The 21,995-nt window shown below is 61.7% G+C and carries 21 protein-coding genes; 10 read left to right on the top strand and 11 right to left on the bottom strand.

Annotated elements, in window-relative coordinates:
• Nucleotides 1-63: 63 nt before the first annotated feature.
• From M5B44_RS20190 to M5B44_RS20170, 5 genes are all read right to left on the bottom strand, one after another.
• Nucleotides 64-2,160 carry a GGDEF domain-containing protein gene (locus M5B44_RS20190; protein WP_248740291.1) on the bottom strand — a complete coding sequence of 699 codons (2,097 nt, stop codon included), beginning with the start codon at nucleotides 2,158-2,160 and terminating at the stop codon, nucleotides 64-66.
• Nucleotides 2,157-3,035: an endonuclease/exonuclease/phosphatase family protein gene (locus M5B44_RS20185; protein ID WP_085713047.1), complete on the bottom strand. Its 879-nt coding sequence runs from the start codon at nucleotides 3,033-3,035 to the stop codon at nucleotides 2,157-2,159. Before M5B44_RS20185 ends, M5B44_RS20190 begins: the two co-directional genes overlap by 4 nt.
• Nucleotides 3,036-3,049: 14 nt before the next feature.
• Nucleotides 3,050-3,691, bottom strand: a complete 642-nt coding sequence (locus M5B44_RS20180; RefSeq protein WP_085713046.1) for a thiol:disulfide interchange protein DsbA/DsbL — start codon at nucleotides 3,689-3,691, stop codon at nucleotides 3,050-3,052.
• A 211-nt stretch (nucleotides 3,692-3,902) separates the two neighbouring features.
• Nucleotides 3,903-4,514 carry a c-type cytochrome gene (locus M5B44_RS20175; protein WP_065260178.1) on the bottom strand — a complete coding sequence of 204 codons (612 nt, stop codon included), beginning with the start codon at nucleotides 4,512-4,514 and terminating at the stop codon, nucleotides 3,903-3,905.
• Between the two features lie 32 nt (nucleotides 4,515-4,546).
• Complete coding sequence (locus tag M5B44_RS20170) at nucleotides 4,547-4,852, bottom strand: c-type cytochrome (protein ID WP_085713044.1); 306 nt, start codon at nucleotides 4,850-4,852, stop codon at nucleotides 4,547-4,549.
• A 191-nt stretch (nucleotides 4,853-5,043) separates the two neighbouring features.
• Here M5B44_RS20170 and yihA point away from each other — a divergent pair, with 191 nt between their 5' ends.
• Complete coding sequence (gene yihA / locus M5B44_RS20165; RefSeq protein WP_248740290.1) at nucleotides 5,044-5,694, top strand: ribosome biogenesis GTP-binding protein YihA/YsxC; 651 nt, start codon at nucleotides 5,044-5,046, stop codon at nucleotides 5,692-5,694.
• 412 nt (nucleotides 5,695-6,106) lie between these two features.
• Here yihA and polA read toward each other — a convergent pair whose 3' ends face one another.
• Entirely contained in the window at nucleotides 6,107-8,911 is a 2,805-nt protein-coding gene (gene polA, locus M5B44_RS20160; RefSeq protein ID WP_248740289.1) for a DNA polymerase I, read from the bottom strand.
• Between the two features lie 74 nt (nucleotides 8,912-8,985).
• On the opposite strand from polA, the gene M5B44_RS20155 reads away from it, so the two are divergent.
• Together M5B44_RS20155 and M5B44_RS20150 are read left to right on the top strand one after the other, a co-directional pair.
• Nucleotides 8,986-9,276 (top strand): DUF2782 domain-containing protein, encoded by a 291-nt coding sequence (locus M5B44_RS20155; RefSeq protein ID WP_114880887.1) that lies wholly within the window; start codon nucleotides 8,986-8,988, stop codon nucleotides 9,274-9,276.
• Between the two features lie 60 nt (nucleotides 9,277-9,336).
• Complete coding sequence (locus M5B44_RS20150) at nucleotides 9,337-10,290, top strand: homoserine kinase (protein ID WP_248740288.1); 954 nt, start codon at nucleotides 9,337-9,339, stop codon at nucleotides 10,288-10,290.
• 42 nt (nucleotides 10,291-10,332) lie between these two features.
• On the opposite strand, the gene M5B44_RS20145 is transcribed toward M5B44_RS20150, so the two are convergent.
• A complete protein-coding gene (locus tag M5B44_RS20145; protein WP_248740287.1) occupies nucleotides 10,333-11,253 on the bottom strand; it encodes a zinc ABC transporter substrate-binding protein in 921 nt (306 codons plus the stop codon).
• A gap of 66 nt (nucleotides 11,254-11,319) precedes the next feature.
• On the opposite strand from M5B44_RS20145, the gene zur reads away from it, so the two are divergent.
• The 4 genes from zur to M5B44_RS20125 are packed head-to-tail and all read left to right on the top strand — an operon-like array spanning nucleotide 11,320 to nucleotide 14,119.
• A complete protein-coding gene (gene zur, locus M5B44_RS20140) occupies nucleotides 11,320-11,802 on the top strand; it encodes a zinc uptake transcriptional repressor Zur (RefSeq protein ID WP_011331783.1) in 483 nt (160 codons plus the stop codon).
• On the top strand, nucleotides 11,802-12,587 hold the full coding sequence (gene znuC, locus M5B44_RS20135; protein ID WP_065260667.1) for a zinc ABC transporter ATP-binding protein ZnuC: 786 nt from the start codon (nucleotides 11,802-11,804) through the stop codon (nucleotides 12,585-12,587). The genes zur and znuC overlap by 1 nt, the downstream gene beginning before the upstream one ends.
• Nucleotides 12,580-13,368, top strand: coding sequence for a zinc ABC transporter permease subunit ZnuB (znuB, locus tag M5B44_RS20130; RefSeq protein WP_065260666.1), 789 nt, complete (start codon nucleotides 12,580-12,582; stop codon nucleotides 13,366-13,368). The genes znuC and znuB overlap by 8 nt, the downstream gene beginning before the upstream one ends.
• Nucleotides 13,369-13,405: 37 nt before the next feature.
• Nucleotides 13,406-14,119: a PA5502 family lipoprotein gene (locus M5B44_RS20125; protein ID WP_114880890.1), complete on the top strand. Its 714-nt coding sequence runs from the start codon at nucleotides 13,406-13,408 to the stop codon at nucleotides 14,117-14,119.
• Nucleotides 14,120-14,157: 38 nt separating this feature from the next.
• Here M5B44_RS20125 and katE read toward each other — a convergent pair whose 3' ends face one another.
• The gene (gene katE, locus M5B44_RS20120; protein WP_318653950.1) at nucleotides 14,158-16,347 is read right to left on the bottom strand and encodes a catalase HPII; all 2,190 of its coding nucleotides are present in this window, start codon (nucleotides 16,345-16,347) and stop codon (nucleotides 14,158-14,160) included.
• A 212-nt stretch (nucleotides 16,348-16,559) separates the two neighbouring features.
• Here katE and M5B44_RS20115 point away from each other — a divergent pair, with 212 nt between their 5' ends.
• From M5B44_RS20115 to M5B44_RS20105, 3 genes are all read left to right on the top strand, one after another.
• A complete protein-coding gene (locus M5B44_RS20115) occupies nucleotides 16,560-17,567 on the top strand; it encodes a methionine ABC transporter ATP-binding protein (protein ID WP_085713036.1) in 1,008 nt (335 codons plus the stop codon).
• On the top strand, nucleotides 17,567-18,241 hold the full coding sequence (locus tag M5B44_RS20110; RefSeq protein WP_065260662.1) for a methionine ABC transporter permease: 675 nt from the start codon (nucleotides 17,567-17,569) through the stop codon (nucleotides 18,239-18,241). Before M5B44_RS20115 ends, M5B44_RS20110 begins: the two co-directional genes overlap by 1 nt.
• 77 nt (nucleotides 18,242-18,318) lie before the next feature.
• Nucleotides 18,319-19,089: a MetQ/NlpA family ABC transporter substrate-binding protein gene (locus M5B44_RS20105; protein WP_192552649.1), complete on the top strand. Its 771-nt coding sequence runs from the start codon at nucleotides 18,319-18,321 to the stop codon at nucleotides 19,087-19,089.
• Between the two features lie 306 nt (nucleotides 19,090-19,395).
• Here the strand turns inward: M5B44_RS20105 and M5B44_RS20100 are convergent, their stop codons facing one another.
• From M5B44_RS20100 to M5B44_RS20090, 3 genes are read right to left on the bottom strand one after another with little or no spacing between them, the layout of a single operon-like run.
• Complete coding sequence (locus M5B44_RS20100; protein WP_085733848.1) at nucleotides 19,396-20,031, bottom strand: SCO family protein; 636 nt, start codon at nucleotides 20,029-20,031, stop codon at nucleotides 19,396-19,398.
• The gene (cyoE, locus tag M5B44_RS20095; RefSeq protein ID WP_085713033.1) at nucleotides 20,028-20,927 is read right to left on the bottom strand and encodes a heme o synthase; all 900 of its coding nucleotides are present in this window, start codon (nucleotides 20,925-20,927) and stop codon (nucleotides 20,028-20,030) included. The genes M5B44_RS20100 and cyoE overlap by 4 nt, the downstream gene beginning before the upstream one ends.
• Nucleotides 20,915-21,994 carry a COX15/CtaA family protein gene (locus M5B44_RS20090; protein WP_248740285.1) on the bottom strand — a complete coding sequence of 360 codons (1,080 nt, stop codon included), beginning with the start codon at nucleotides 21,992-21,994 and terminating at the stop codon, nucleotides 20,915-20,917. Before M5B44_RS20090 ends, cyoE begins: the two co-directional genes overlap by 13 nt.
• Nucleotide 21,995: the final 1 nt, after the last annotated feature.

The following is a 21,995-nucleotide window of genomic DNA, read 5'->3' as shown; positions in this document are numbered from 1 at the left end:
TAACGTACTGACTTGCGTGCGAACGGCAAAAGGGCTGATTTAAATGAAATGGAACAATTGTCTTCAGCCCAGCTCCACCCGGTTGCGACCTGCGTTTTTGGCCCGGTACAACGCCTGATCGGCTCTTTTGAGCACCAGATCGCTATGTTCTCCCGGCCTGAACGCAGCCAGTCCCATGGAAATGGTGATCGTGACTCGCTCACCCTTGAAGTGGAACGGGCAGGCCTCGATGGACGCGCGCAGGGTTTCCAGCAGTTTGGCGCCGACGGCCGGCGGAGTTGCCGGCAGCAGCAATACGAATTCCTCGCCGCCGAACCGGGCGATGAAATCGCTGCCGCGCAGGCGCTTGCGCAGCACCGTGGCGATGATCTTCAGCACCTTGTCGCCGGCCAGATGGCCGTAGTTGTCGTTGATCCGCTTGAAGTGATCGAGGTCGAGCATGGCCAGGCTCAGGGTGTTGCCGTGCTGCTGCCACTGGGCGATTTCGTGGTCGAGCCGTTCGCTCCAGGCGGCGCGGTTGGGCAAGCCGGTGAGCGGATCGATCAGGGCTTTCTGGCGCTGCTCTTCAAGGTGTTCGCGGTAGCCAAGGGCCTCCTGCTCCATGTGCGCCACCCGTTCGGCGAGGCTTTTCAAACGTCCGGCCACTTCCTGTTCCCGGGCGTCACGTTGTTTCTGGTGCTGGTCCATCGTGCCGAGCAGGCCTTCCAGGTGGTTTTCCAGAACCTGCTTGAGGTCGTCCAGGTCCGCCGCCTCCTGCACGCTGGTCTGCAGGCCATCGACCTGTTCACGGATCTGCGTGTCCATCGCTCGCGCCGCCGAGCTGTTGTCGGCGTGACCTTCGCTGGCGGCCTGCAGATTGCTCTGGAACGCTTCGAGGCGCTCGTTGAGCTGCTGCAGATAGGCTTCGAACTCGTGCTGACCGCTGTCGGTGATGGCCAGCATCAAGGTCGCCAGATCGTCGAGGATCGGTAGCAGTTCGTACCAGTTCAGACCATTTTTCAGCCGGTCGCGCATGGCCTCGGCTTGCGGGCGGTGGCGCTCCGGCAGGGTCAGGTCGTCCAGCAGGCCGATCAGCGTGTCTTCGATGTGCTTGGCCACCGAGCTGTAGGACGGTTCGGGCGAATCCGGCAGGGCGTAGAGAATGTCGTGCTCGGACTGCTCCGGATCGATGGCCGCCAAGGCCTGCGCGATGGGCTCGGGCAGGGGCAGGCTGTCGAGGAAGACCGGAGGCGGGTTGTCGCCGGGGTGGATCAGCTCGTCGGGGTTGATGGCGATCGGTGTGGATGGCGCAAAGACCGGAGGCGGCGTGAAGGCTTGCGGCTCGGGTTTTGGCTCGGAGGGTTCCGGTTCGTTGGGAGCTGTAACGGCTTCTGTGATGATCCGGGCAGGCTCGAAGGCGACCACATCCGGCTCCGCAACAGGCTCGGGTGTTGCTATTGGTGCTGAAGCTTGCAGTGGCGCGACCAGAGGTGCGGTGACCGGTGCTTCACTGACGGTGGCAATGGCTGCCGGTTCGGCGATCGCAGCAGGCGCTTCTGGCAATCGCGCGCTTTCAGGTGCGGCGGGCGGTTGCTCTGGCTGAGCGGCTGGAGAAGCCACGGCAGGCTGGGCTGCAGGTGCAGGCGTTTCCTCACTGTCACGGCTGCCGAACAGGCGCTGCAACAACCCCGGGCGTCCCGGTTCCGCCGGCGTCTCCAGTTGGCTCAGGGCCTTGCCCTGCAAACCGCTGAGTTCGCTCAGCAATAGCGGCATTTCCCGGGCCTGACTGACTCGCCCGTCGAGCTGCTTGGCGAACTTCTTCAGTGGCTGGGCGACGTCCCGGGGCAGGGGCAGCGCTTGCAGCTGAGCCACCAGTGAGTTCAGCGCGGTGCTGACCTGCTCGATCCGGGTTTCACGGCGCTGCTCGGAGTCGAGCACGGCTTTTTCAAGGCGCGGCAACAGGGCGGCAAGGCCGGCATCCATGTCGTCGGTGCGCACCACGTCGCGCATTTCCTTCATGCATTGATCGACCACGCGATCGGTGCCTTCCGCCGCCAGGGTGCTACGTACCAGGCCGCGACGCAGCAGGTCGAGCCGGGCGTCCCATCGACGTTCGAGCTTTTCCTGTTGTTCGATGCTTTTGAGGTATTTCTCTTTCCAGCGCTGGGCTTCGTCGCTCATTCAGGCGTTCCGCGAGGGGCAGGACTCAACGCGGGCAATGCATCGGCCGTGAGCGAACCCGGCAGACGAATCTCTACCGCGACGGGCAGGTGATCGGAAATCGGTTGGGCCAGCACTTCGACCTTTTCCAGCGTCAGGGTCGGGCTGAGCAGAATATGGTCCAGGCAGCGCTGCGGGCGCCAGCTGGGGAAGGTCGCTTCGAGTTGCGGGGCCAGCAGGCCAAGGTCGCGCAGGGGCGAGTGCTGCAGCAGGTCGCTGGCGTGGGTGTTCATGTCGCCCATCAGCACTTGATGCTTGTAGCCGCCGATCAGCTCGCGGATATAAGCCAGTTGCATGGTGCGTACCCGGGCGCCGAGCGCCAGGTGCATCATCACCACCACCAGCGCCTCGGGACCTTCGCCGAAACGCACCAGGATCGCCCCGCGACCTTTCGGCCCCGGCAGCGGATGGTCCTCGATCGCCCACGGGCGCAGGCGACTGAGCACACCGTTGCTGTGCTGGGCCAGTCGGCCAAGGTTGCGATTGAGTTGTTGATACCAGTAGGGGAAGGCGCCGAGATGGGCCAGGTGTTCGACCTGATTGACGTAGCCCGAACGCAGGCTGCCGCCATCGGCTTCCTGCAGGGCGACCAGATCGAAGTCGCCGAGCAGATTGCCGATCTTCTGCAGATTGCCGGAACGGCCGGGGTGCGGCAGCAGATGCTGCCAGCTGCGGGTCAGGTAGTGCCGATAACGCTCGGTGCTGATGCCGACCTGGATATTGAAGCTGAGCAAGCGCAAACGGCTGTCTGCGGGCAGGCCCGTGGACTCCAGGTGATGCTCGTTGACCTGCGGATCATGCAGGCCGACGAGTCGTTCGGTTCCCCAGCGGCGCATGGCGATTGCCGCGCTTAGTTGGCGGCCGCCTTGTTGGCCGCTCGCTCTTTGGCGACCAGTTGGTCAGCCAGTTTCAGAGCTTCCTCGGCACCACCGGCAGAGCCGATGTCAAAGCGGTATTTGCCGTTGACGATCATGGTTGGAACGCCGGAGATTTCATATTTCTTGGCCAGTTCACGAGCCTTGACGATCTGGCCCTTGATGGCGAAGGAGTCGAAAGTGGCCAGGAACTTGTCCTTGTCCACGCCTTGGGTGGCGAGGAAGTCGGCCATGTCGTTCTTGTCGGTCAGCTTCTTGTGTTCTTTCTGGATCGCGTTGAACACGGCAGCGTGAACGCTGTGCTCGACGCCCATGGCTTCCAGGGTCAGGAACATCTGACCGTGTGCGTCCCAAGGGCCGCCGAACATGGCAGGAATGCGGACGAAGTTGACGTCGGAAGGCAGTTTTTCAACCCAAGGATTGATCACCGGCTCGAAGGCGTAGCAGTGCGGGCAGCCGTACCAGAACAGTTCCACCACTTCGATCTTGCCAGGCACGGCAACCGGTACCGGGTTGCTCAGTTCGACGTACGGGGCGGCAGGTGCTTCGGCGGCCTGGGCCGTCACGCCGAACAGGCTGGCAGCGACGAGGGCGGCGCTGATGATCAGATTACGCATGCTTTACTCCTGGGCAAATTGGGTCGCCTCGCGCGACCTGTTTTCAGACAGATCCTGGCGGGCATGAGTTCTGTAGTGTAACGGCAGCGGCCACAAAAAAGGGCGGCCAAAGCCACCCTTTTTATACTTCATGCAACGGATTAATCGAGCGTTAACGTGACGGGCGTTGTCCTTCGCGCGCAACGCTCGAATCACCATCGCAGGCCTGGCCTTAGTGCAGGCCTTGAATGTAGCTGGAGACCGCCGCGATGTCCTCGTCGCTCAGCTTGCGAGCGATGGTGCGCATGGTCATGGCATCGCCATCGTTGTTGCGACCGGCTTCTTCCTTGCGGAAATCGGTCAGCTGTTTGGCGATGTATTGAGCGTGTTGGCCACCCAGGTGCGGGAAGCCGGCGGCGGCGTTGCCCGCGCCGTTCGGCGAGTGGCAACCGGTGCAGGCTGGCAGGCCTTTTTCCAGGTTGCCGCCACGGAACAGGGCTTCACCGCGAGCGACGATCTTCGGATCGGCGGCGCCGACGCTGCCTTTCTGGCTGGCGAAATAGGCGGCGATGTCAGAGAGGTCCTGATCGCTCAGGTTGGTCAGCAGGCCGGTCATTTCCAGAACGGTGCGCTTGCCCGACTTGATGTCATGCAGTTGCTTGGTCAGGTAGCGTTCACCCTGGCCGGCCAGTTTCGGAAAGTTTGGCGCCATGCTGTTGCCATCCGGGCCATGGCAGGCCCCGCATACGGCAGCCTTCGCCTGGCCTGCGGCGGCATCGCCTGCAGCATGGGCGAAACCTGAGATTCCCACGGTCAACAGCAGACTCACGATCAGTTTGTTCATCAGCTAATCCAACTACGGCTAAGGGTTAAGAGTTATGGACCGGGTTTACTTCCGCTCATCCAGAGGATGATGGCCTGGTAATCCTCGGCACTGCAGTCCATGCACAAACCACGCGGCGGCATCGCCTTGAAACCCTGGGTCACGTGTTGCACCAGCGTCTCCATACCTTTCGCCAACCTCGGCGTCCAAGCTTCCTGATCGCCTCTTCTGGGCGCCATGGGTAGTTGGCCGGAATGACAGGCACCACAAACACGGTTGTACACGGCTTCCGGATCCTGTGTAGCCTGTGCGCTGTAAAGCGGCATCAGGACTCCGGCAGCCAGCAGCCATTTCGTCATAAAACGACCTTTTCAGGGTTGAGAGCGATCTGCGTTCTGTTGCGCAATCAAAGTCTGTCGCTCTCGTGAACTTCATCCTTCGCTGGGACAAAGCACACACAAAATCTGCGGCATTATATACTGGCGTCACTGAAACGGAAGCGACACCGCGTTCCGCGCCCAATCCCGGCGCCGCCCACATCGGAAATCCCATGCAACTCAAGAATCCCATCCTCGGCCTGTGCCAACAGTCCACGTTCATGCTCAGTGCCGCCAAAGTCGATCAGTGCCCCGACGACGAAGGCTTCGAAGTGGCGTTCGCCGGTCGTTCCAACGCCGGTAAATCCAGCGCGCTGAACACCCTGACTCACGCCAGCCTGGCGCGCACCTCGAAAACCCCGGGTCGCACACAGCTGTTGAACTTCTTCAAGCTAGACGATGAACGGCGTCTGGTCGACTTGCCGGGCTACGGTTATGCAAAAGTACCGATCCCGCTCAAGCAACACTGGCAGCGTCACCTCGAGGCTTACCTCGGTGGCCGCGAGAGTTTGAAGGGGCTGATTCTGATGATGGACATCCGTCATCCAATGACCGACTTCGACTTGCTGATGCTCGACTGGGCCGTTGCGGCCGGCATGCCGATGCACATCCTGCTGACCAAAGCGGACAAGCTGACCTACGGCGCAGCCAAGAACACGCTGCTCAAGGTGCAGTCGGAAATCCGCAAGGGGTGGGGCGATCTGGTAACGATCCAGCTGTTCTCCGCACCAAAACGCATGGGCCTGGAAGAGGCCTACACCAAGCTGGCGGGCTGGATGGAACTGGCAGACAAAGGCGCAGAAGCGGCGATCGAGGCAGAATAAGGGAATTTCAAAACTGTCTGTGGTGCTGCCAGGCAAGGCAAAAGCGGGGCTAAAAAGCGGAGTTTAGGGGACCTAAATGAGCATTTTTAGCCCCGCTTTTAACGCAGTCTGGCGGCGCCACAGCCAGTTTTGGGGCAAAAAAAAGCCCCGGACTTCATATGGGGAGGGAGAAGTTCCGGGGTTCAAGTTCCGAACCGCTAGGGCGGGGTTCAGATATCTGCCAACACTTAACACAACATAGGAGCATCGAAGGGCTTCACCAGCCATTCAGTATCTCTGAGTGGCCTGTCGCAAGATTAGTTCAGATTCTTTTCAAAAAACTTTGGAATAAGCTCAAGAGCGATCAGAACTAAGCCCCTTCCGATGCCCTTGCCGTGACGCCATGTCGCGGCAAAGCCCCGTTCCAGAGGCCTCAGTGGGCCTCGTCCCAGTTGTTGCCAATCCCCACTTCCACCAGCAACGGCACATCCAGCTTCGCCGCTTCGCTCATGTGGACGCGAATTTCGTCGCGAACCTGATCCACCAGATCCTCGCGAACCTCCAGCACCAGTTCGTCGTGCACCTGCAGAATGACTTTGGCGTCCAGCCCCGAAGCGCTCAGCCAGTTGTCCACCGCCACCATGGCTTTTTTGATGATGTCCGCGGCGGTGCCCTGCATCGGCGCGTTGATCGCTGTGCGTTCGGCGGCGGCGCGCTCCTGCGGCTTGTTGGAGTTGATGTCCGGCAGGTACAGGCGACGGCCGAAGATCGTTTCCACGAAGCCTTGATCCGCCGCCTGCGTGCGCGTGCGGTCCATGTATTCGCGAACGCCCGGGTAGCGCGCGAAGTAGGTGTCGATGTAAGCCTTGGCGGTCTTGGTATCGACGCCGATGTCCTTGCCCAGCTTCTGCGCGCCCATGCCATAGATCAGGCCAAAGTTGATCGCCTTGGCGCCACGGCGCTGGTCGGACGACACTTCATTCAGTTCGACCTTGAACACTTCCGCCGCCGTGGCGGTGTGCACGTCCAGGTTGTTGCGGAAGGCGTTCATCAGGCCTTCGTCGCGGGACAGGTGCGCCATGATCCGCAATTCGATCTGCGAGTAGTCCGCCGCCAGCAGTTTGTAGCCTTTTGGCGCGACGAAGGCCTGACGGATGCGTCGGCCTTCAGCGGTGCGCACCGGAATGTTCTGCAGGTTCGGATCGCTTGAGGACAAGCGACCGGTCGATGCCACCGCCTGATGGTACGAGGTGTGAATACGCCCGGTACGCGGGTTGATCTGCTCCGGCAGGCGATCGGTGTAGGTGCTTTTCAGCTTGCTCATGGAACGGTGTTCCATCAGTACCTTTGGCAGGCGGTGATCGTCTTCGGCCAGCTTTGCCAGCACTTCTTCGGCAGTGGACGGCTGGCCCTTGGCGGTCTTCTTCAGCACCGGCAGGCCAAGTTTTTCGTAGAGAATCACGCCCAGTTGCTTCGGCGAGCCGAGGTTGAATTCTTCACCGGCGATCTCGAAGGCTTCACGCTCCAGCGCGACCATCTTGTCGCCCAGCTCGATGCTCTGAACGCCCAGTAGCGCCGCATCGACGAATGCACCCTGGCGCTCGATGCGGGCCAGCACCGGCACCAGCGGGATCTCGATGTCGGTCAGTACGCTGGCCAGACTCGGGATGGCGCTCAGCTTCTCGAACAGCGTCTGGTGCAGGCGCAGGGTCACGTCGGCATCTTCGGCGGCGTATGGGCCGGCCTGTTCCAGCGCGATCTGGTCGAACGTCAGTTGCTTGGCGCCTTTGCCGGCGATGTCCTGGAAACTCACGGTGGTGTGATCCAGGTACTTTTGCGCCAGGCTGTCCATGTCGTGACGGGTGGCGGTGGAGTTGAGCACGTAGGACTCAAGCATCGTGTCGAAGGCAATCCCGCGTACGGTGATGCCTTCGTTCTGATCGCCACCTATGGCGCAGTTGGCCAGGATGTTCATGTCGAACTTGGCGTGCTGGCCGACCTTGAGCTTGTTCGGGTCTTCGAGGATTGGCTTGAGCGCGCGCAACACGGTGTCGCGATCCAGCTGCTCCGGCACGCCGATGTAGGAGTGGGTCAGCGGAATGTAGGCTGCTTCATTGGCCTGCACCGCGAAGGACAGACCGACCAGTTGTGCCTGTTGCGCGTCGACGCCGGTGGTTTCGGTGTCGAAGGCAAACAGTTTGGCGTTCTTGAGTTTTTCCAGCCAGATATCGAAACGGGCCTGATCGAGGATGGTTTCGTACGCGGCTTCAGCCGGAGCGGCGGGCGCTTCTTCCGCAGGCGCGCTGAACAGGTCGACGGCCGGCTCAGGCGCGGCGGCGCTGCTCAGTTCCAGACGTTTGGCATCGCGTTCCAGATCGTTGATCCAGCTCTTGAACTCCAGCAGGGTGTAAAGCTCAAGCAGCTTGCTCGGATCTTCCGGGCCCATTTGCAGGTCGTCGAGGCCGATATCCAGCGGCACGTCGACCTTGATGGTCGCCAGTTGATAGGAGAGGAACGCCATCTCCTTGTGCTCTTCGAGCTTGGCCGGCAGGGTCTTGGCGCCACGAATCGGCAGGGTCGGCACAATGTCGAGCTGCGCGTAGAGCTCGGTCAGGCCGCCGTTGACGCCGACCAGCAGGCCGGAGGCGGTTTTCGGCCCGATGCCGGGAACACCGGGGATGTTGTCGGAAGAATCGCCCATCAGGGCCAGATAATCGATGATCTGCTCCGGAGCGACGCCGAATTTCTCCTTCACGCCCTCCACGTCCATCGAGCTACCGGACATGGTGTTGACCAAGGTAATGTGGCCGTCGACCAGTTGTGCCATGTCCTTGTCGCCGGTGGAGATGATCACCGGACGATTGGCGGCCGCGCTGCTGCGGGCCAGGGTGCCGATCACGTCATCGGCCTCGACGCCTTCGACGCACAGCAGCGGAAAACCGAGGGCCTTCACGCTCTGATGCAGCGGTTCGATCTGCAGGCGCATGTCGTCGGGCATGCTCGGGCGGTTGGCCTTGTATTCGGCGTACATCTCATCGCGAAATGTCCCGCCCTTGGCGTCGAACACCACGGCGAACGGGCTGTCCGGATACTGTTTGCGCAGGCTCTTGAGCATGTTCAGCACGCCCTTGACCGCGCCGGTCGGCAGGCCTTTGGACGTGGTCAGCGGTGGCAGCGCATGAAAGGCGCGGTACAGGTAAGACGAACCGTCCACCAGGACGAGGGGGGCTTGGCTCATGAGCAGGATCAACCTTTTCGGCGGGTCCGGCGCTAGAATAGCGGGACCGTTGACGACAAAGGGACAAGGTTATCATGCGTACGTTAAATCGCTTGCTGCTGGTCAGTTTGATTGCTGTCTCACCCTTGCCTGCGATCGCGGCGGATGATGCGCCGTCAGCGGAGCCGGAAGTCACCATCCGCACCGAGGGTGACAAAACCATCCAGGAGTACCGGCAGAACGGTTTCCTGTACGCAATCAAGGTGACCAAGAAGGGTTTCCCGCCCTATTTTCTGGTGCGTGCGGACGGTACTGATGCAAACTTCATCCGCTCGGACCAGCCGGATATGCTGATCCCGGCGTGGAAGATTTTCGAGTGGAAGTAGTTTCTTAATTTCAACCGGCGCCGGCTCGATGGCGGCGCCAGAACTGAGCAGTTTTTAACCATGTCTGTGTTCACCCCCCTGGCTCGGCCCGAGCTGGAAACCTTTCTCGCCCCTTACGGGCTCGGCCGTCTGCTCGATTTCCAGGGGATCGCCGCCGGCAGCGAAAACACCAACTTCTTCATCAGCATGGAAAAGGGCGAGTTTGTCCTGACCCTGGTCGAGCGCGGCCCGGTGCAGGAAATGCCGTTCTTCATCGACCTGCTCGACGTCCTCCACGAAGCCGACCTGCCGGTGCCTTACGCACTGCGCACCACCGATGGCGTCGCCCTGCGCGAGCTGAAAGGCAAACCGGCGCTGCTGCAACCGCGTCTGGCCGGCAAGCACATCAAGCAGGCCAACGCCCAGCATTGCGCGCAGGTCGGTGACTTGCAGGCGCACCTGCACCTGGCGACCCAGGGCGACAGCATGATCAAGCGCAAGACCGATCGTGGCCTGGACTGGATGCTGGAGGAGGGGACCGAGTTTCTCTCGCACCTGAGCGACGAGCCGCGTGCGCTGCTGCAAAAGGCGCTGGACGAAATCACCCGACAGAAAGAGAAAATTCTCGCGTTGCCGCGGGCGAACATCCACGCCGACCTGTTCCGCGACAATGCGATGTTCGAAGGCACGCACCTGACCGGGCTGATCGACTTCTACAACGCCTGTTCCGGACCGATGCTCTACGACGTGGCGATTGCGTTGAACGACTGGTGTTCAGACGATGATGGCCTGGTCGACGGCCCACGTGCGCGGGCCTTTCTGGGTGCCTACGCGGCACTGCGCCCGTTCACGGCCGCCGAGGCAGAGTTGTGGCCGACCATGCTGCGCGTGGCGTGCGTACGGTTCTGGCTGTCGCGGTTGATCGCGGCGGAATCGTTCGCCGGGCAGGACGTGCTGATTCACGATCCGAAAGAGTTCGAGCAGCGGCTGGCGCAGCGTCAGCAGGTCAACACACCGCTGCCATTTGCCCTGTAAAAGAAAAAGACCGCAGCCTGTGCAGGCTGCGGTCTTTTTGTATCAGAGCGACTCCAGGCAACCCGCCAGATCATTCCCCAGCTTCTCCAGCACCTGCTCATAACCTTGAGCCGTCGCTGGCGTATACCCGCCCAGTGCATCCAGTTCCGCCAGCTTCACCGGCAGGCCCGCCACCAGGGTTTCCGCCAGACGTGGGCGCAATGGCGGCTCGCTGAACACGCACGTCTTGCCGACTTCCTGCAACCGCGCACGCATCGCCGCCACATGCTGAGCGCCCGGCTGTACTTCCGCCGCCACGCTGAACACACCGGTGTGTTTTAGGCCGTAGGCATCTTCGAAATAGTCGAAGGCTTCGTGGAAGACGAAGTAGGGTTTGCCTTCAACACTGGCCAGACGTTTCTTCAAGCGTTGATCCAGTGCATCGAGACGCTCGTCGAACGCCTTGGCGTTGCTCTGGTAGCGCTCGGCATTGGCAGGGTCGGCAGCGCTCAGGTCAGCGGCCATTTTGTCGGCAATAACCCGCGCGTTCACCGGCGATAGCCACAAATGCGCATCGAGGGTGCCTGGGCGGTGATCGTGATCATGCTCGTCGGCGTCTTCGGCGTGGGAGTGGCTGTCTTCGGCGAAGCGGCGCAGCTTCATGCCCGGCAGGTCCTGCACGGCAACGCTCGGCAGCGTACGACCATTCAACACGCGGGGCAGGAAACCTTCCATGTCCGGGCCGATCCAGTACAAGAGATCCACCGATTGCACCTTGCGCACGTCGGAAGGGCGTAGCGCATAGTTATGCGGCGAGGCCCCCGGCGGCAGCAACACCTCCGGAATCGCCACACCGTCCTGTACCGTAGCGGCAATCAATTGCAGCGGCTTGATGCTGGTGAGGACTCTGACTTCGGCCTGGGCCGAACCGATCAGCAGAAAACTGGCGACAAAGGCCACAAAAACAGAAAAAAGTCGGGACACGATGACCACTCAAGGAGGCGAGAACGGGTAACATAATAACGTCTCTAACCAAACTCGTCGCCGCTCATGCCTATTACCCCGATTGCCAGCCGTCCCCACGACCACTCTCATTGCGTCCACAGCGCCCTGTCCGAGGCCGATGCCTTGTGTGCACAGAAAGGCCTGCGCCTGACCGCATTGCGTCGGCGGGTGCTGGAACTGGTCTGGCAGAGCCACAAGCCGCTGGGTGCCTACGACATCCTCGCCGTGCTCAGCGAGCAGGACGGGCGCCGCGCTGCGCCGCCGACCGTATATCGCGCGCTGGATTTCCTGCTGGAAAACGGTCTGGTACACCGCATCTCCTCGCTGAACGCCTTCGTCGGTTGCGTTCATCCGAAGCATTCGCACCAGGGCCAGTTCCTGATCTGCCGCGAGTGCCATGCGGCGATCGAGCTTGAGCAAAAAACCATCAGCGACGCCATCGTCCACAGCGCCAAGGACGTCGGCTTCATCGTCGAGGCCCAGACCGTCGAAGTGGTCGGCCTCTGCTCCGGTTGCCGGGGGGCTTGATGAGCGATGCGTTGATCCGTCTGGAGCAGGTGGCTGTCCGGTTTGCCGGGCAGAACGTGCTGGACAACATTCACCTGAGCGTCGAGCCGGGGCAGATCGTCACCCTGATCGGCCCCAACGGCGCCGGCAAGACCACGCTGGTGCGCGCCGTGCTCGGGCTGCTGAAACCCGATAGCGGCAGCGTCTGGCGCAAGCCGAAACTGCGCGTCGGTTACATGCCGCAAAAGCTGCACGTCGATCCGACCCTGCCGCTGTCCGTGCTGCGCTTCCTGCGGCTGGTGCCGGGCGTCGATCGTCCGCGTGCGCTGGCGGCACTCAAGGAGGTCGGCGCCGAGCACGTCATCGACAGCCCAGTGCAAAGCGTGTCCGGCGGTGAAATGCAGCGCGTGCTGCTGGCCCGGGCGCTGTTGCGCGAGCCGGAACTGCTGGTGCTCGACGAACCGGTACAAGGCGTCGATGTGGCCGGGCAGGCCGAGCTGTACAGCCTGATCACCCGGCTGCGCGACCGCCACGGTTGTGGCGTGTTGATGGTCTCCCATGATCTGCATCTGGTGATGAGCACCACCGACCAGGTGGTGTGCCTCAACCGTCACGTCTGCTGCTCCGGGCACCCCGAGCAGGTCAGCGGCGATCCGGCCTTCGTCGAGCTGTTCGGCAACCACGCGCCAAGCCTGGCGGTCTATCACCACCATCACGACCACGCCCACGACCTGCACGGTTCGGTGGTCAAGGGGCCTGTAAAAGGCCAACCTCACGTTCACGGAGATAGCTGCAAGCATGGCTGATTTTCTGTTCTACGCCCTGCTTGCAGGTCTGGCGCTGGCGGTGGTCGCGGGGCCGCTGGGCTCGTTCGTGGTCTGGCGGCGCATGGCCTATTTCGGCGATACCCTGTCCCACGCCGCGCTGCTCGGCGTGGCGCTGGGCTTTCTGCTGGATGTCAGCCCGACCGTTGCGGTCACCGTGGGCTGCCTGCTGCTGGCGGTGCTGCTGGTGACCCTGCAACAGCGTCAGCCGCTGGCGTCCGACACGTTGCTGGGCATTCTTGCGCCGAGCACGCTCTCTCTCGGGCTGGTGGTACTAAGCTTCATGCATGAAGTGCGGATCGACCTGATGGCCTATCTGTTCGGTGACTTGCTGGCGATCAGCCCGACTGACCTTGCCTGGATCCTCGGCGGCAGCGCTGCGGTGCTGGTGTTGCTGGTGACGCTGTGGCGGCCGTTGCTGGCGATTACCGTGCACGAAGAACTGGCCAGGGTCGAAGGCCTGCCGGTGGCCGGTTTGCGCATGGCGCTGATGCTGTTGATCGCGGTGGTGATCGCGGTGGCGATGAAAATCGTCGGTGTATTGCTGATTACGTCGCTGTTGATCATCCCGGCAGCTGCGGCACAACGTCACGCCCGTTCGCCGGAGCAGATGGCGCTGGGCGCGAGCCTGCTGGGCATGCTCGCCGTGTGTGGCGGGCTGGCGCTGTCCTGGTTCAAGGACACCCCGGCCGGCCCGTCAATCGTTGTGACGGCGGCCGCACTGTTTCTGCTGAGTTTTGTTCTGCCCCGTCGAGGGGTGTAGACTTGCTCGTTTTTTGCGCAAATAGAGAGTCGCAGGAATGAAGCCGTTCGCCTCCCGTTATCTGCTCCTTGTCGCATTTTCAGTGCTGCTGGGCGCCTGCCAAAGCACGCCGCCGGTGGCCGAAGCCCCCGATGCGCGGGCCACGGCCATCGCACAGCTGGAGCAAAGCCTGGCCAGCAGCGAACTGGCCACTGCCGAAGACCAGTTGGCAGCCTTGCAGGCCGAAACACCCAACGATCAGTCCCTTGAGCAATACCAGCGCCAGTTGGCCGAAGCCTATCTGCGCCGCAGCCAGATCGTCCTGCAGAAGGGCGATGTGAATGCTGCCGCAACCGCTCTGGCCCGTGCCCGTGCGCTAATGCCCAAGGCTCCGGCGCTGACCGGTGGCGTCAACGGCGCCATCACCGAAGCGCGCAAGGCTGAGCTGGAAAAAGCCGAAGCAGCGCTCCTGGCCGCCGAAGCCAAGCCGAAAGCCAAGGTGATTGATCCGACTGCCGAGAGCACCACGGTTGCGCTGAATATCAACGATAGTCGCAAACTTCGCCGTCAACTCGATGCGATCGCCGCCGATGTGGTGAATTATGACTGTGCGGTGAGCATTCAGGCGCCGCGCACCAATGATTACCCTTGGCTGGCGACGCTGATCACCAAGCGCGTGAAGAAGCTCGATCCGGATTTCGATCTGCAGATCGAGAAGCAGATTCTGCGCACAGTGCCGGCGCAGATGGTTCTGAGCCCGCGCAAACCTTGAATTAACCGCAGCCTGCTTTTCGCAGGCTGCGGTTTTCTTCAGGCCGGAATTGCCTTGGCTTTCGCCTCCCGATCCCAGACCCGATGCTGCCCGATCGCCGCAAAGAACGGCTTGGTCAGCGATTTCACATCCTTGCCCTCGATCAATCCGGCATCCGCCTCCAGCTTCAGCACATCCAGCAACTGTTTCGCCTCGCCGTGCAGGGCAATCGCCTTCAGGTGCTTGTACGCCTCCAGCAGGTAATGCAACGCCACGCCGTCTCCGCTCAACGCCTTGACCGACGCCGCGCCACCCGGCACGAACACCGCGTCGAACGCCACAGAAGGCAAACCTTCCATCGACGCATCCACCGCCAGGCTTTTGCCATCGGCGGTCTTCACAGGCGCCGAGGTCGGGCCGAGCAGTTTGGCGTGCGCACCTTCTGCCGCCAGCGCCTTCTTCATTGCATCAATCGCCGCACTATCGACGCCGTTGGCTGCCAAAATCGCCACTTTTCGCGTCTTGATATTCTCCGGCAACAGGTTGGCCTGACTCAGTGACGGTGAGTGGTCGAAAGATATCTTGCGCACCTCGACCGTACCCTTGGCCGGCGCCGGCAACCCAAGGTTGTGCGCCACGCGCTTGGCCAGTTCCAGATCGATATTGGCCAGAATTTCGTTCACCTCCCGCGCCCGAATGTGTTCCCGCTCAACCTTGCCCAGTTCGAAGCTGTAGGCCGAAATGATGTGTTCCTGCTCGTGCTTGCTCATGCTGTTGAAGAACAGTCGCGCCTGGGAGAAGTGATCGCTGAACGACTCGCTGCGCTGGCGGATCTTGTTGGCGTCGATGCGCTCCGCGTAGCTCTCGAACCCGCCGTCTTGCGCGGCTGGCGGGGTTTCTTTCGGCCAGCCACCATCAATCGAGTTCGGCTCGTAGGACGCACGGCCCTTGTCGATCACCGTGCGGTGCTGGGCATCGCGCTGGCCATTGTGGAAAGGCGCCACCGGACGATTGATCGGCAGCTCATGAAAGTTCGGCCCGCCGAGTCGGCTGATCTGCGTGTCGGTGTAGGAAAACAGCCGACCTTGCAGCAGCGGGTCATTGGAGAAGTCGATGCCCGGCACGATATGGCCGGGGCAGAACGCGACCTGCTCGGTTTCGGCGAAGAAATTGTCCGGGTTTCGATTGAGGGTCATCTTGCCCAGCGGTGTGATCGGGACGATTTCCTCGGGAATCAGCTTGGTCGGGTCGAGGATGTCGAAATCGAAGTCGTGCTCGTTTTCCTCCTCGATGACCTGTACGCCAAGTTCCCATTCCGGGTAGTCCCCGGTCTCGATGGCCTCCCAGAGATCGCGCCGATGGTAGTCGGTGTCTTTACCGGCCAGCTTCTGCGCTTCGTCCCACACCAGCGAACAGGTGCCGGCGGTGGGGCGCCAATGGAATTTGACGAAGCGCGATTTGCCCTCGGCGTTGATCAGCCGGAAGGTGTGCACGCCGAACCCCTGCATGCTGCGCAAGCTTTTCGGGATGGCCCGGTCGGACATGGCCCAGATGACCATGTGCGCCGATTCCGGCACCAGCGACACGAAGTCCCAGAACGTGTCGTGGGCCGAACCCCCGGTAGGCATTTCGTTGTGCGGTTCGGGTTTTACCGCGTGGACGAAGTCGGGAAACTTGATCGCGTCCTGGATGAAGAACACCGGCATGTTGTTGCCGACCAGGTCGAAGTTGCCTTCGTCGGTGAAGAATTTCACGGCAAAACCGCGTACGTCACGCACGGTATCGCCGGAGCCCCGTGGCCCCTGCACCGTGGAAAAGCGTACGAACACCGGCGTTTTCTTCCCCGGATCCCGCAGGAAACCGGCCTTGGTCAGCGCCGAATGATTCTCGTAGGTCTGAAAGAAACCATGGGCGCCGGTACCGCGGGCATGGACGATGCGCTCGGGAATCCGCTCATGGTCAAAGTGCGTGATTTTCTCACGCATGATGAAGTCTTCCAGCAGCGACGGCCCGCGCGGCCCGGCCTTGAGGGTGTTCTGGTTGTCCGCGACCTTCACGCCTTGATTGGTGCGCAGGGCCTGGCCGGTGGCGTCGGAACGGAATTTTTCCAGGCTGTCGAGCTTGGCGTTGGTGTTGGCGCGATCCGGGGTGTCGGTGCCGGCCAGTTGGCTTTTGTCTGTGGCAGGTTTTTTCGTACTCATCAGTCGTGAACTCCTGTCTGCCCCGGCGTTGCGCCGGGACGCTCGAATGGTTCCCGGGCACGGCACCCAGGGTTTTCAAGTCGCTTACCTAGTGACTGACGAGGGTTTTGGGCGTTCCTTTTTTATGACCTTTGATCCTGTTATTGCCAAATCGAAGGTTAATTGCGAAATAAATGCTAAGAACCTCTATACGGACAGGCTAAAATGCGCGCCCGGCTAACCGCTGATCCTTTTCTAACGCGCCCCACAAGGTTCGCTACGTGATCGAGTTTCAAAACGTCCATAAGACTTACCGCGTCGCCGGTAAGGACATCACCGCGCTGCATCCGACCAGTCTCTCCATCGAGAACGGTCAGGTGTTCGGCCTGATTGGCCATTCCGGCGCGGGAAAAAGTACCCTGCTGCGTCTGATCAATCGCCTGGAAGATTCCAGTGGCGGCAAGATCATCGTCGACGGCGAAGAAGTCACCGCGCTGGACGCCAACGGCCTGCGCCGATTCCGTCAGCAGGTCGGGATGATCTTCCAGCACTTTAATCTGCTGGCATCCAAGACCGTGGCCGATAACGTCGCGCTGCCGCTGACCCTGGCCGGTGAACTGTCCCGCGCCGAGATCGACCAGCGTGTAGCCGAATTGCTGGCGCGGGTCGGTCTGTCCGATCACGCGAAGAAGTATCCGGCACAGTTGTCCGGTGGCCAGAAGCAGCGTGTCGGCATCGCCCGCGCCCTGGCGACCAAGCCGAAAATCCTGCTGTGCGACGAAGCCACCAGCGCCCTCGACCCGCAGACCACCGCGTCGGTGCTGCAATTGCTGGCCGAGATCAACCGCGAGCTGAAACTGACCATCGTGCTGATCACCCACGAGATGGACGTGATCCGCCGTGTCTGCGATCAGGTGGCGGTGATGGACGCCGGCGTCATCGTCGAACAAGGTTCGGTGGCCGAGGTGTTCCTGCATCCGAAGCATCCGACCACCAAGCGTTTCGTGCAGGAAGACGAGCAGATCGACGAAAGCGAGCAGCGCGATGACTTCGCTCATGTGCCGGGCCGCATCGTGCGTCTGACCTTCCAGGGCGAAGCGACCTACGCGCCGCTGCTGGGTACCGTCGCCCGGGAAACCGGCGTGGACTACAGCATCCTGGCCGGTCGCATCGACCGCATCAAAGACATTCCTTACGGGCAATTGACCCTCGCCGTCACCGGTGGCGACATGGAAGCGGCCTTTGCCCGCTTCACCGCCGCTGACGTTCACATGGAGGTGTTGCGCTAATGGCAGACCTGATGAGTTTCTTCACCAATATCGACTGGTACGAAATCTGGCTGGCCACCGGCGACACCATGATGATGCTCGGTGGTTCGCTGCTGTTCACCGTGTTGCTCGGCCTGCCGCTGGGCGTGCTGCTGTTCCTCTGCAGCCCGCGTCAGTTGCTCGAAGCCAAGGGCGTATATGCGCTGCTGTCGCTGGTGGTGAACATCCTGCGTTCGTTGCCGTTCATCATTCTGTTGATCGTGATGATCCCGTTCACCGTGCTGATCACCGGCACCTCGCTGGGAGTGGCCGGCGCGATTCCGCCGCTGGTGGTGGGTGCGACGCCGTTCTTCGCGCGTCTGGTGGAAACCGCCCTGCGTGAAGTCGATCGCGGCATCATCGAGGCGACCCAGTCCATGGGCGCGACCACTCGCCAGATCATCATGAACGCCTTGCTGCCGGAGGCTCGTCCGGGCATTTTCGCAGCGATTACGGTGACGGCGATTACACTGGTTTCCTACACGGCGATGGCCGGTGTGGTTGGCGCCGGTGGTCTGGGTGACCTGGCGATCCGTTTCGGTTACCAGCGTTTCCAGACCGACGTGATGATCGTCACCGTGGTGTTGCTGCTGATTCTGGTGCAAGTGCTGCAAATGGTCGGCGACCGACTGGTCGTGCATTTCTCGCGCAAATAACCCGGTTTGGTAATCAAAAAATGAGCCGGCCATTCGCTGGCAGGTGCCACACGGGCACCTCAAAAGGAGTTAGCTGAATGAAAAAACTGATCGCTGCTTTCGCTGCCGTAGCCGCTTTTTCGGCTCACGCTGAAACCCTGACCGTTGCTGCCACCCCGGTGCCGCACGCGGAAATCCTCGAATTCGTGAAGCCTGTCCTGGCCAAAGAAGGCGTGGATCTGAAGGTCAAAGTCTTCACCGACTACATCCAGCCGAACGTGCAGGTGGCCGAGAAGCGTCTGGACGCCAACTTCTTCCAGCACCAGCCGTACCTCGATGAGTTCAACAAGGCCAAGGGCACCAGCCTGGTCGCCGTGACCGGTGTGCACCTGGAGCCGCTGGGCGCCTACTCGAGCAAGATCAAGAAAATCGAAGACCTGCCAGGCGGCGCCAACGTGGTGATCCCGAACGACGCCACCAACGGCGGCCGTGCGCTGTTGCTGCTGGACAAGGCGGGCGTGATCAAGCTGAAGGATTCGAAAAACATCCTGTCGACTGTCAAAGACATCGCCGAAAACCCGAAAGACCTGAAGATCCGTGAACTGGAAGCTGCGACCATCCCGCGTGTGCTGACCCAGGTCGACCTGGCGCTGATCAACACCAACTACGCGCTGGAAGCCAAACTGGATCCGTCCAAGGACGCGCTGGTCATCGAAGGCAACGACTCGCCTTACGTGAACATCCTGGTGTCCCGTGCGGACAACAAGGACAGCGACGCCATGCAGAAACTGGCCGCTGCACTGCACAGCCCGGAAGTGAAGAAATTCATCACCGAGAAGTACAAAGGTGCGGTGTTGCCGGCGTTCTGATTCAGATAGCTGCAATGAAAAGGGGGACGCCATTGGCGTCCCCTTTTTTGTGGCCGAGAGTTCGGCTTTGGACCTGCGGTGAGCTCTCCCCTCATCGGAACGCCGCCCGCCCAGCCCTCTCCCCCAGGAGAGGGAGCCGACCGAGGTGTCTTGAGCCTTACATCGACCTGAAAGATTGAGTCGATTATGGATTCCAAGCAGCAATTTCACGTCGGCGTAATTCTTTAATATCACTCGGTCAGTCCCCTCTCCCTCCGGGCGGTCCGACGTTTCGGGAGGGTTAGGGTGAGGGCGCTTTTGATCTTCTTACTTGCGGTTCAGCATCACCGGCAACTGCGCAACCAACTTGGCATTATTCAAAGGCGCCCGAATAAACCCACGCTGCGTCCCGTCCGGCCCGATCACCGCCAGATTCCCGCTGTGATCCACCGTGTAATTCGGTTTGCTGGTATCCGCCGGAATGAACGGAATGCTCACCGCGTTCGCCACCTTCTGCAGCTCCTCGATCGACTTCGGCGTCAGACCAATGAATTGCGGGTCGAAGTAGCCCAGGTACTGCTTCAACTGCGCAGGGTTGTCGCGGTTCGGGTCGACGCTGACCAGCACGATCTGCAGTTTATCCACAGCATCCTTCGGCAGTTCGCTCTTGATCTGGCGCAGCTGGGCGAGGGTGGTCGGGCAGATGTCCGGGCAGAAGGTGTAACCGAAGAACAGCAGGCTCCACTTGCCCTTGAGCTCGTTGACCGTGACCGGTTGGCCGTCCTGGTTGGTCATCGTCACGTCCGGCAGGTTGCGGCTCTGCGGCAGCAGGATGATGCCGGCGTCGATCAGCGCGGTCGGGTCGCCCTGGCCCTTGCCGCTCAGCACTTTGTTGACGGTCAGGCCGAGGATCAGCGCGATCACGGCCACGAGGATGAAGACGGTTTTCTGGGTTCGAGTCATAGGTTCAACAGTAAGTAGTGGTCTACGAGCAGGGCGATGAACAGCAGAAACAGGTACCAGATAGAGTACTTGAAGGTGTTGATCGCCGCGTGCGGCCGAGTGCCACGGTACAGCACCACGGCCCATTGCAGAAACCTTGCGCCCAGCCCGAGGGCGCAGATCAGGTATAGCGCGCCGCTCATGTGGATCACGTACGGCAACAGGCTGACCGCCAGCAGGGCGAAGGTGTACAGCAAAATGTGCACCTTGGTGTAGTGCTCGCCGTGGGTGACCGGCAGCATCGGGATGTCGGCCTTGGCGTATTCCTCCTTGCGGTGGATCGCCAGCGCCCAGAAGTGCGGCGGGGTCCAGGCGAAGATGATCAGCACCAGCAGCAGTGGTTCAGCGCCGATATGGCCGGTAGCGGCGGTCCAGCCGAGCAGCGGCGGTGCGGCGCCGGCGAGGCCGCCGATGACGATGTTCTGCGGCGTCGCGCGTTTGAGGAAACCGGTGTAGATCACCGCGTAGCCGAGCAGCGAGGCCAGGGTCAGCCACGCGGTCAGCGGATTGGTGAAAGTCAGCAGCAAGGCCTGACCGAGCAGCGCCAGCACCAGCGCAAAGGTCAGCGCCGCCGTGGGCGAAACCCGGCCCTCGGCCAGCGGCCGTTTGTGGGTGCGCGCCATGACGGCATCGATGCGCCGGTCCACCACATGATTGACCGCCGCCGCACCTCCGGCACACAGCGCGATTCCCAGGTTGCCGAACACCAGTACCGTCCACGGCACGCCGGCGCGGGTCGCGAGGAACATGCCGACCAGCGAGGTGATGAGCATCAGCACCACGACTTTCGGTTTGGTCAGCTCAAGATAGTCCCGCCACAACGCCTGTGCATGACGCTCGCCGATCAGAATCGCCATGGCGTCTCTCCTTTTAGGGTGATGGGCGCGGCCGAGGGTTTACGCGGGCTCAGGCGCCAGCGCGCGAGTATCGGTTGCTTGACCCGGACCAGACTGGTTCGCGCGTGATAGTTGACCAGTACCATGGTCAGCAGCAGCGCTGCGCCGCCGGCGTTGTGCGCCACGGCCACCGGCAGCGGCAGATGAAACAGCACGTTGCTGATACCGAGGGTGATCTGCGCGCCGAGCGCAACCAGCACCAGCCCGGCCAGTCGCGTCATACCCACCACTTTCAGTTGCCACGCCAGACCGAGCAGGACAATCGTCACCAGCAGGGCGCCGATGCGGTGGGTCAGGTGAATCGCCGTGCGCGCATCGCTGTCGAGTTGCCCGCCGAGGTAATTGGGGCCGATGTGCTGGGTCAGGTGAAAGCCGTTGGCGAAGTCCGCCGGCGGCAGCCATTGGCCGTGGCAGGTCGGGAAGTCGATGCAGGCCACCGCCGCATAGTTGGAACTGACCCAGCCGCCGAGGGCGATCTGACCTATTACCAATAGCAGCCCGGCGGTGGCCCAATATTGCAGACGCTTGGGCACGGTCAGGGCCGGCAGGACACCGGACAGTCTCAGCGTCAGCAGAAACAGCAGGCTCAAGGTCGCGAAGCCTCCAAGCAAATGCCCGGTCACCACTTGCGGCCAGAGCTTGAGCGTTACCGTCCACATGCCGAACGCGGCCTGGGCGAACACCACCGCCAGCAGAAACAGCGGCAGCTTCAGCGGTTGCCCCGGATGACGGCGGTTAACCCACGCACGCCCGGCCAGAATCGAAATCAGCATGCCCAGGGTGCCGGCGAAGTAGCGGTGGATCATCTCGTTCCAGCCTTTGTGCGCCTCCACCGGCGAGTCCGGGTAATGCAGTTCGGCATGGGCCAGTTGGGCTTCGCTTTTCGGCACGCTGATAAACCCGTAGCAGCCGGGCCAGTCCGGGCAGCCGAGGCCTGCGTGGGTCAGGCGGGTGTAGGCGCCGAGCAGCACCACGATCAGTGCCAGCAGGGTGGCAAACAGCGCGAGGCGAAATCCAGGTTTGGCCATG

Origin of the sequence: Pseudomonas sp. MWU12-2029 (assembly GCF_023242425.1) — a bacterium.
Taxonomy (GTDB): domain Bacteria; phylum Pseudomonadota; class Gammaproteobacteria; order Pseudomonadales; family Pseudomonadaceae; genus Aquipseudomonas; species Aquipseudomonas kribbensis.
This window is presented reverse-complemented; position numbering and strand designations above follow the sequence as displayed.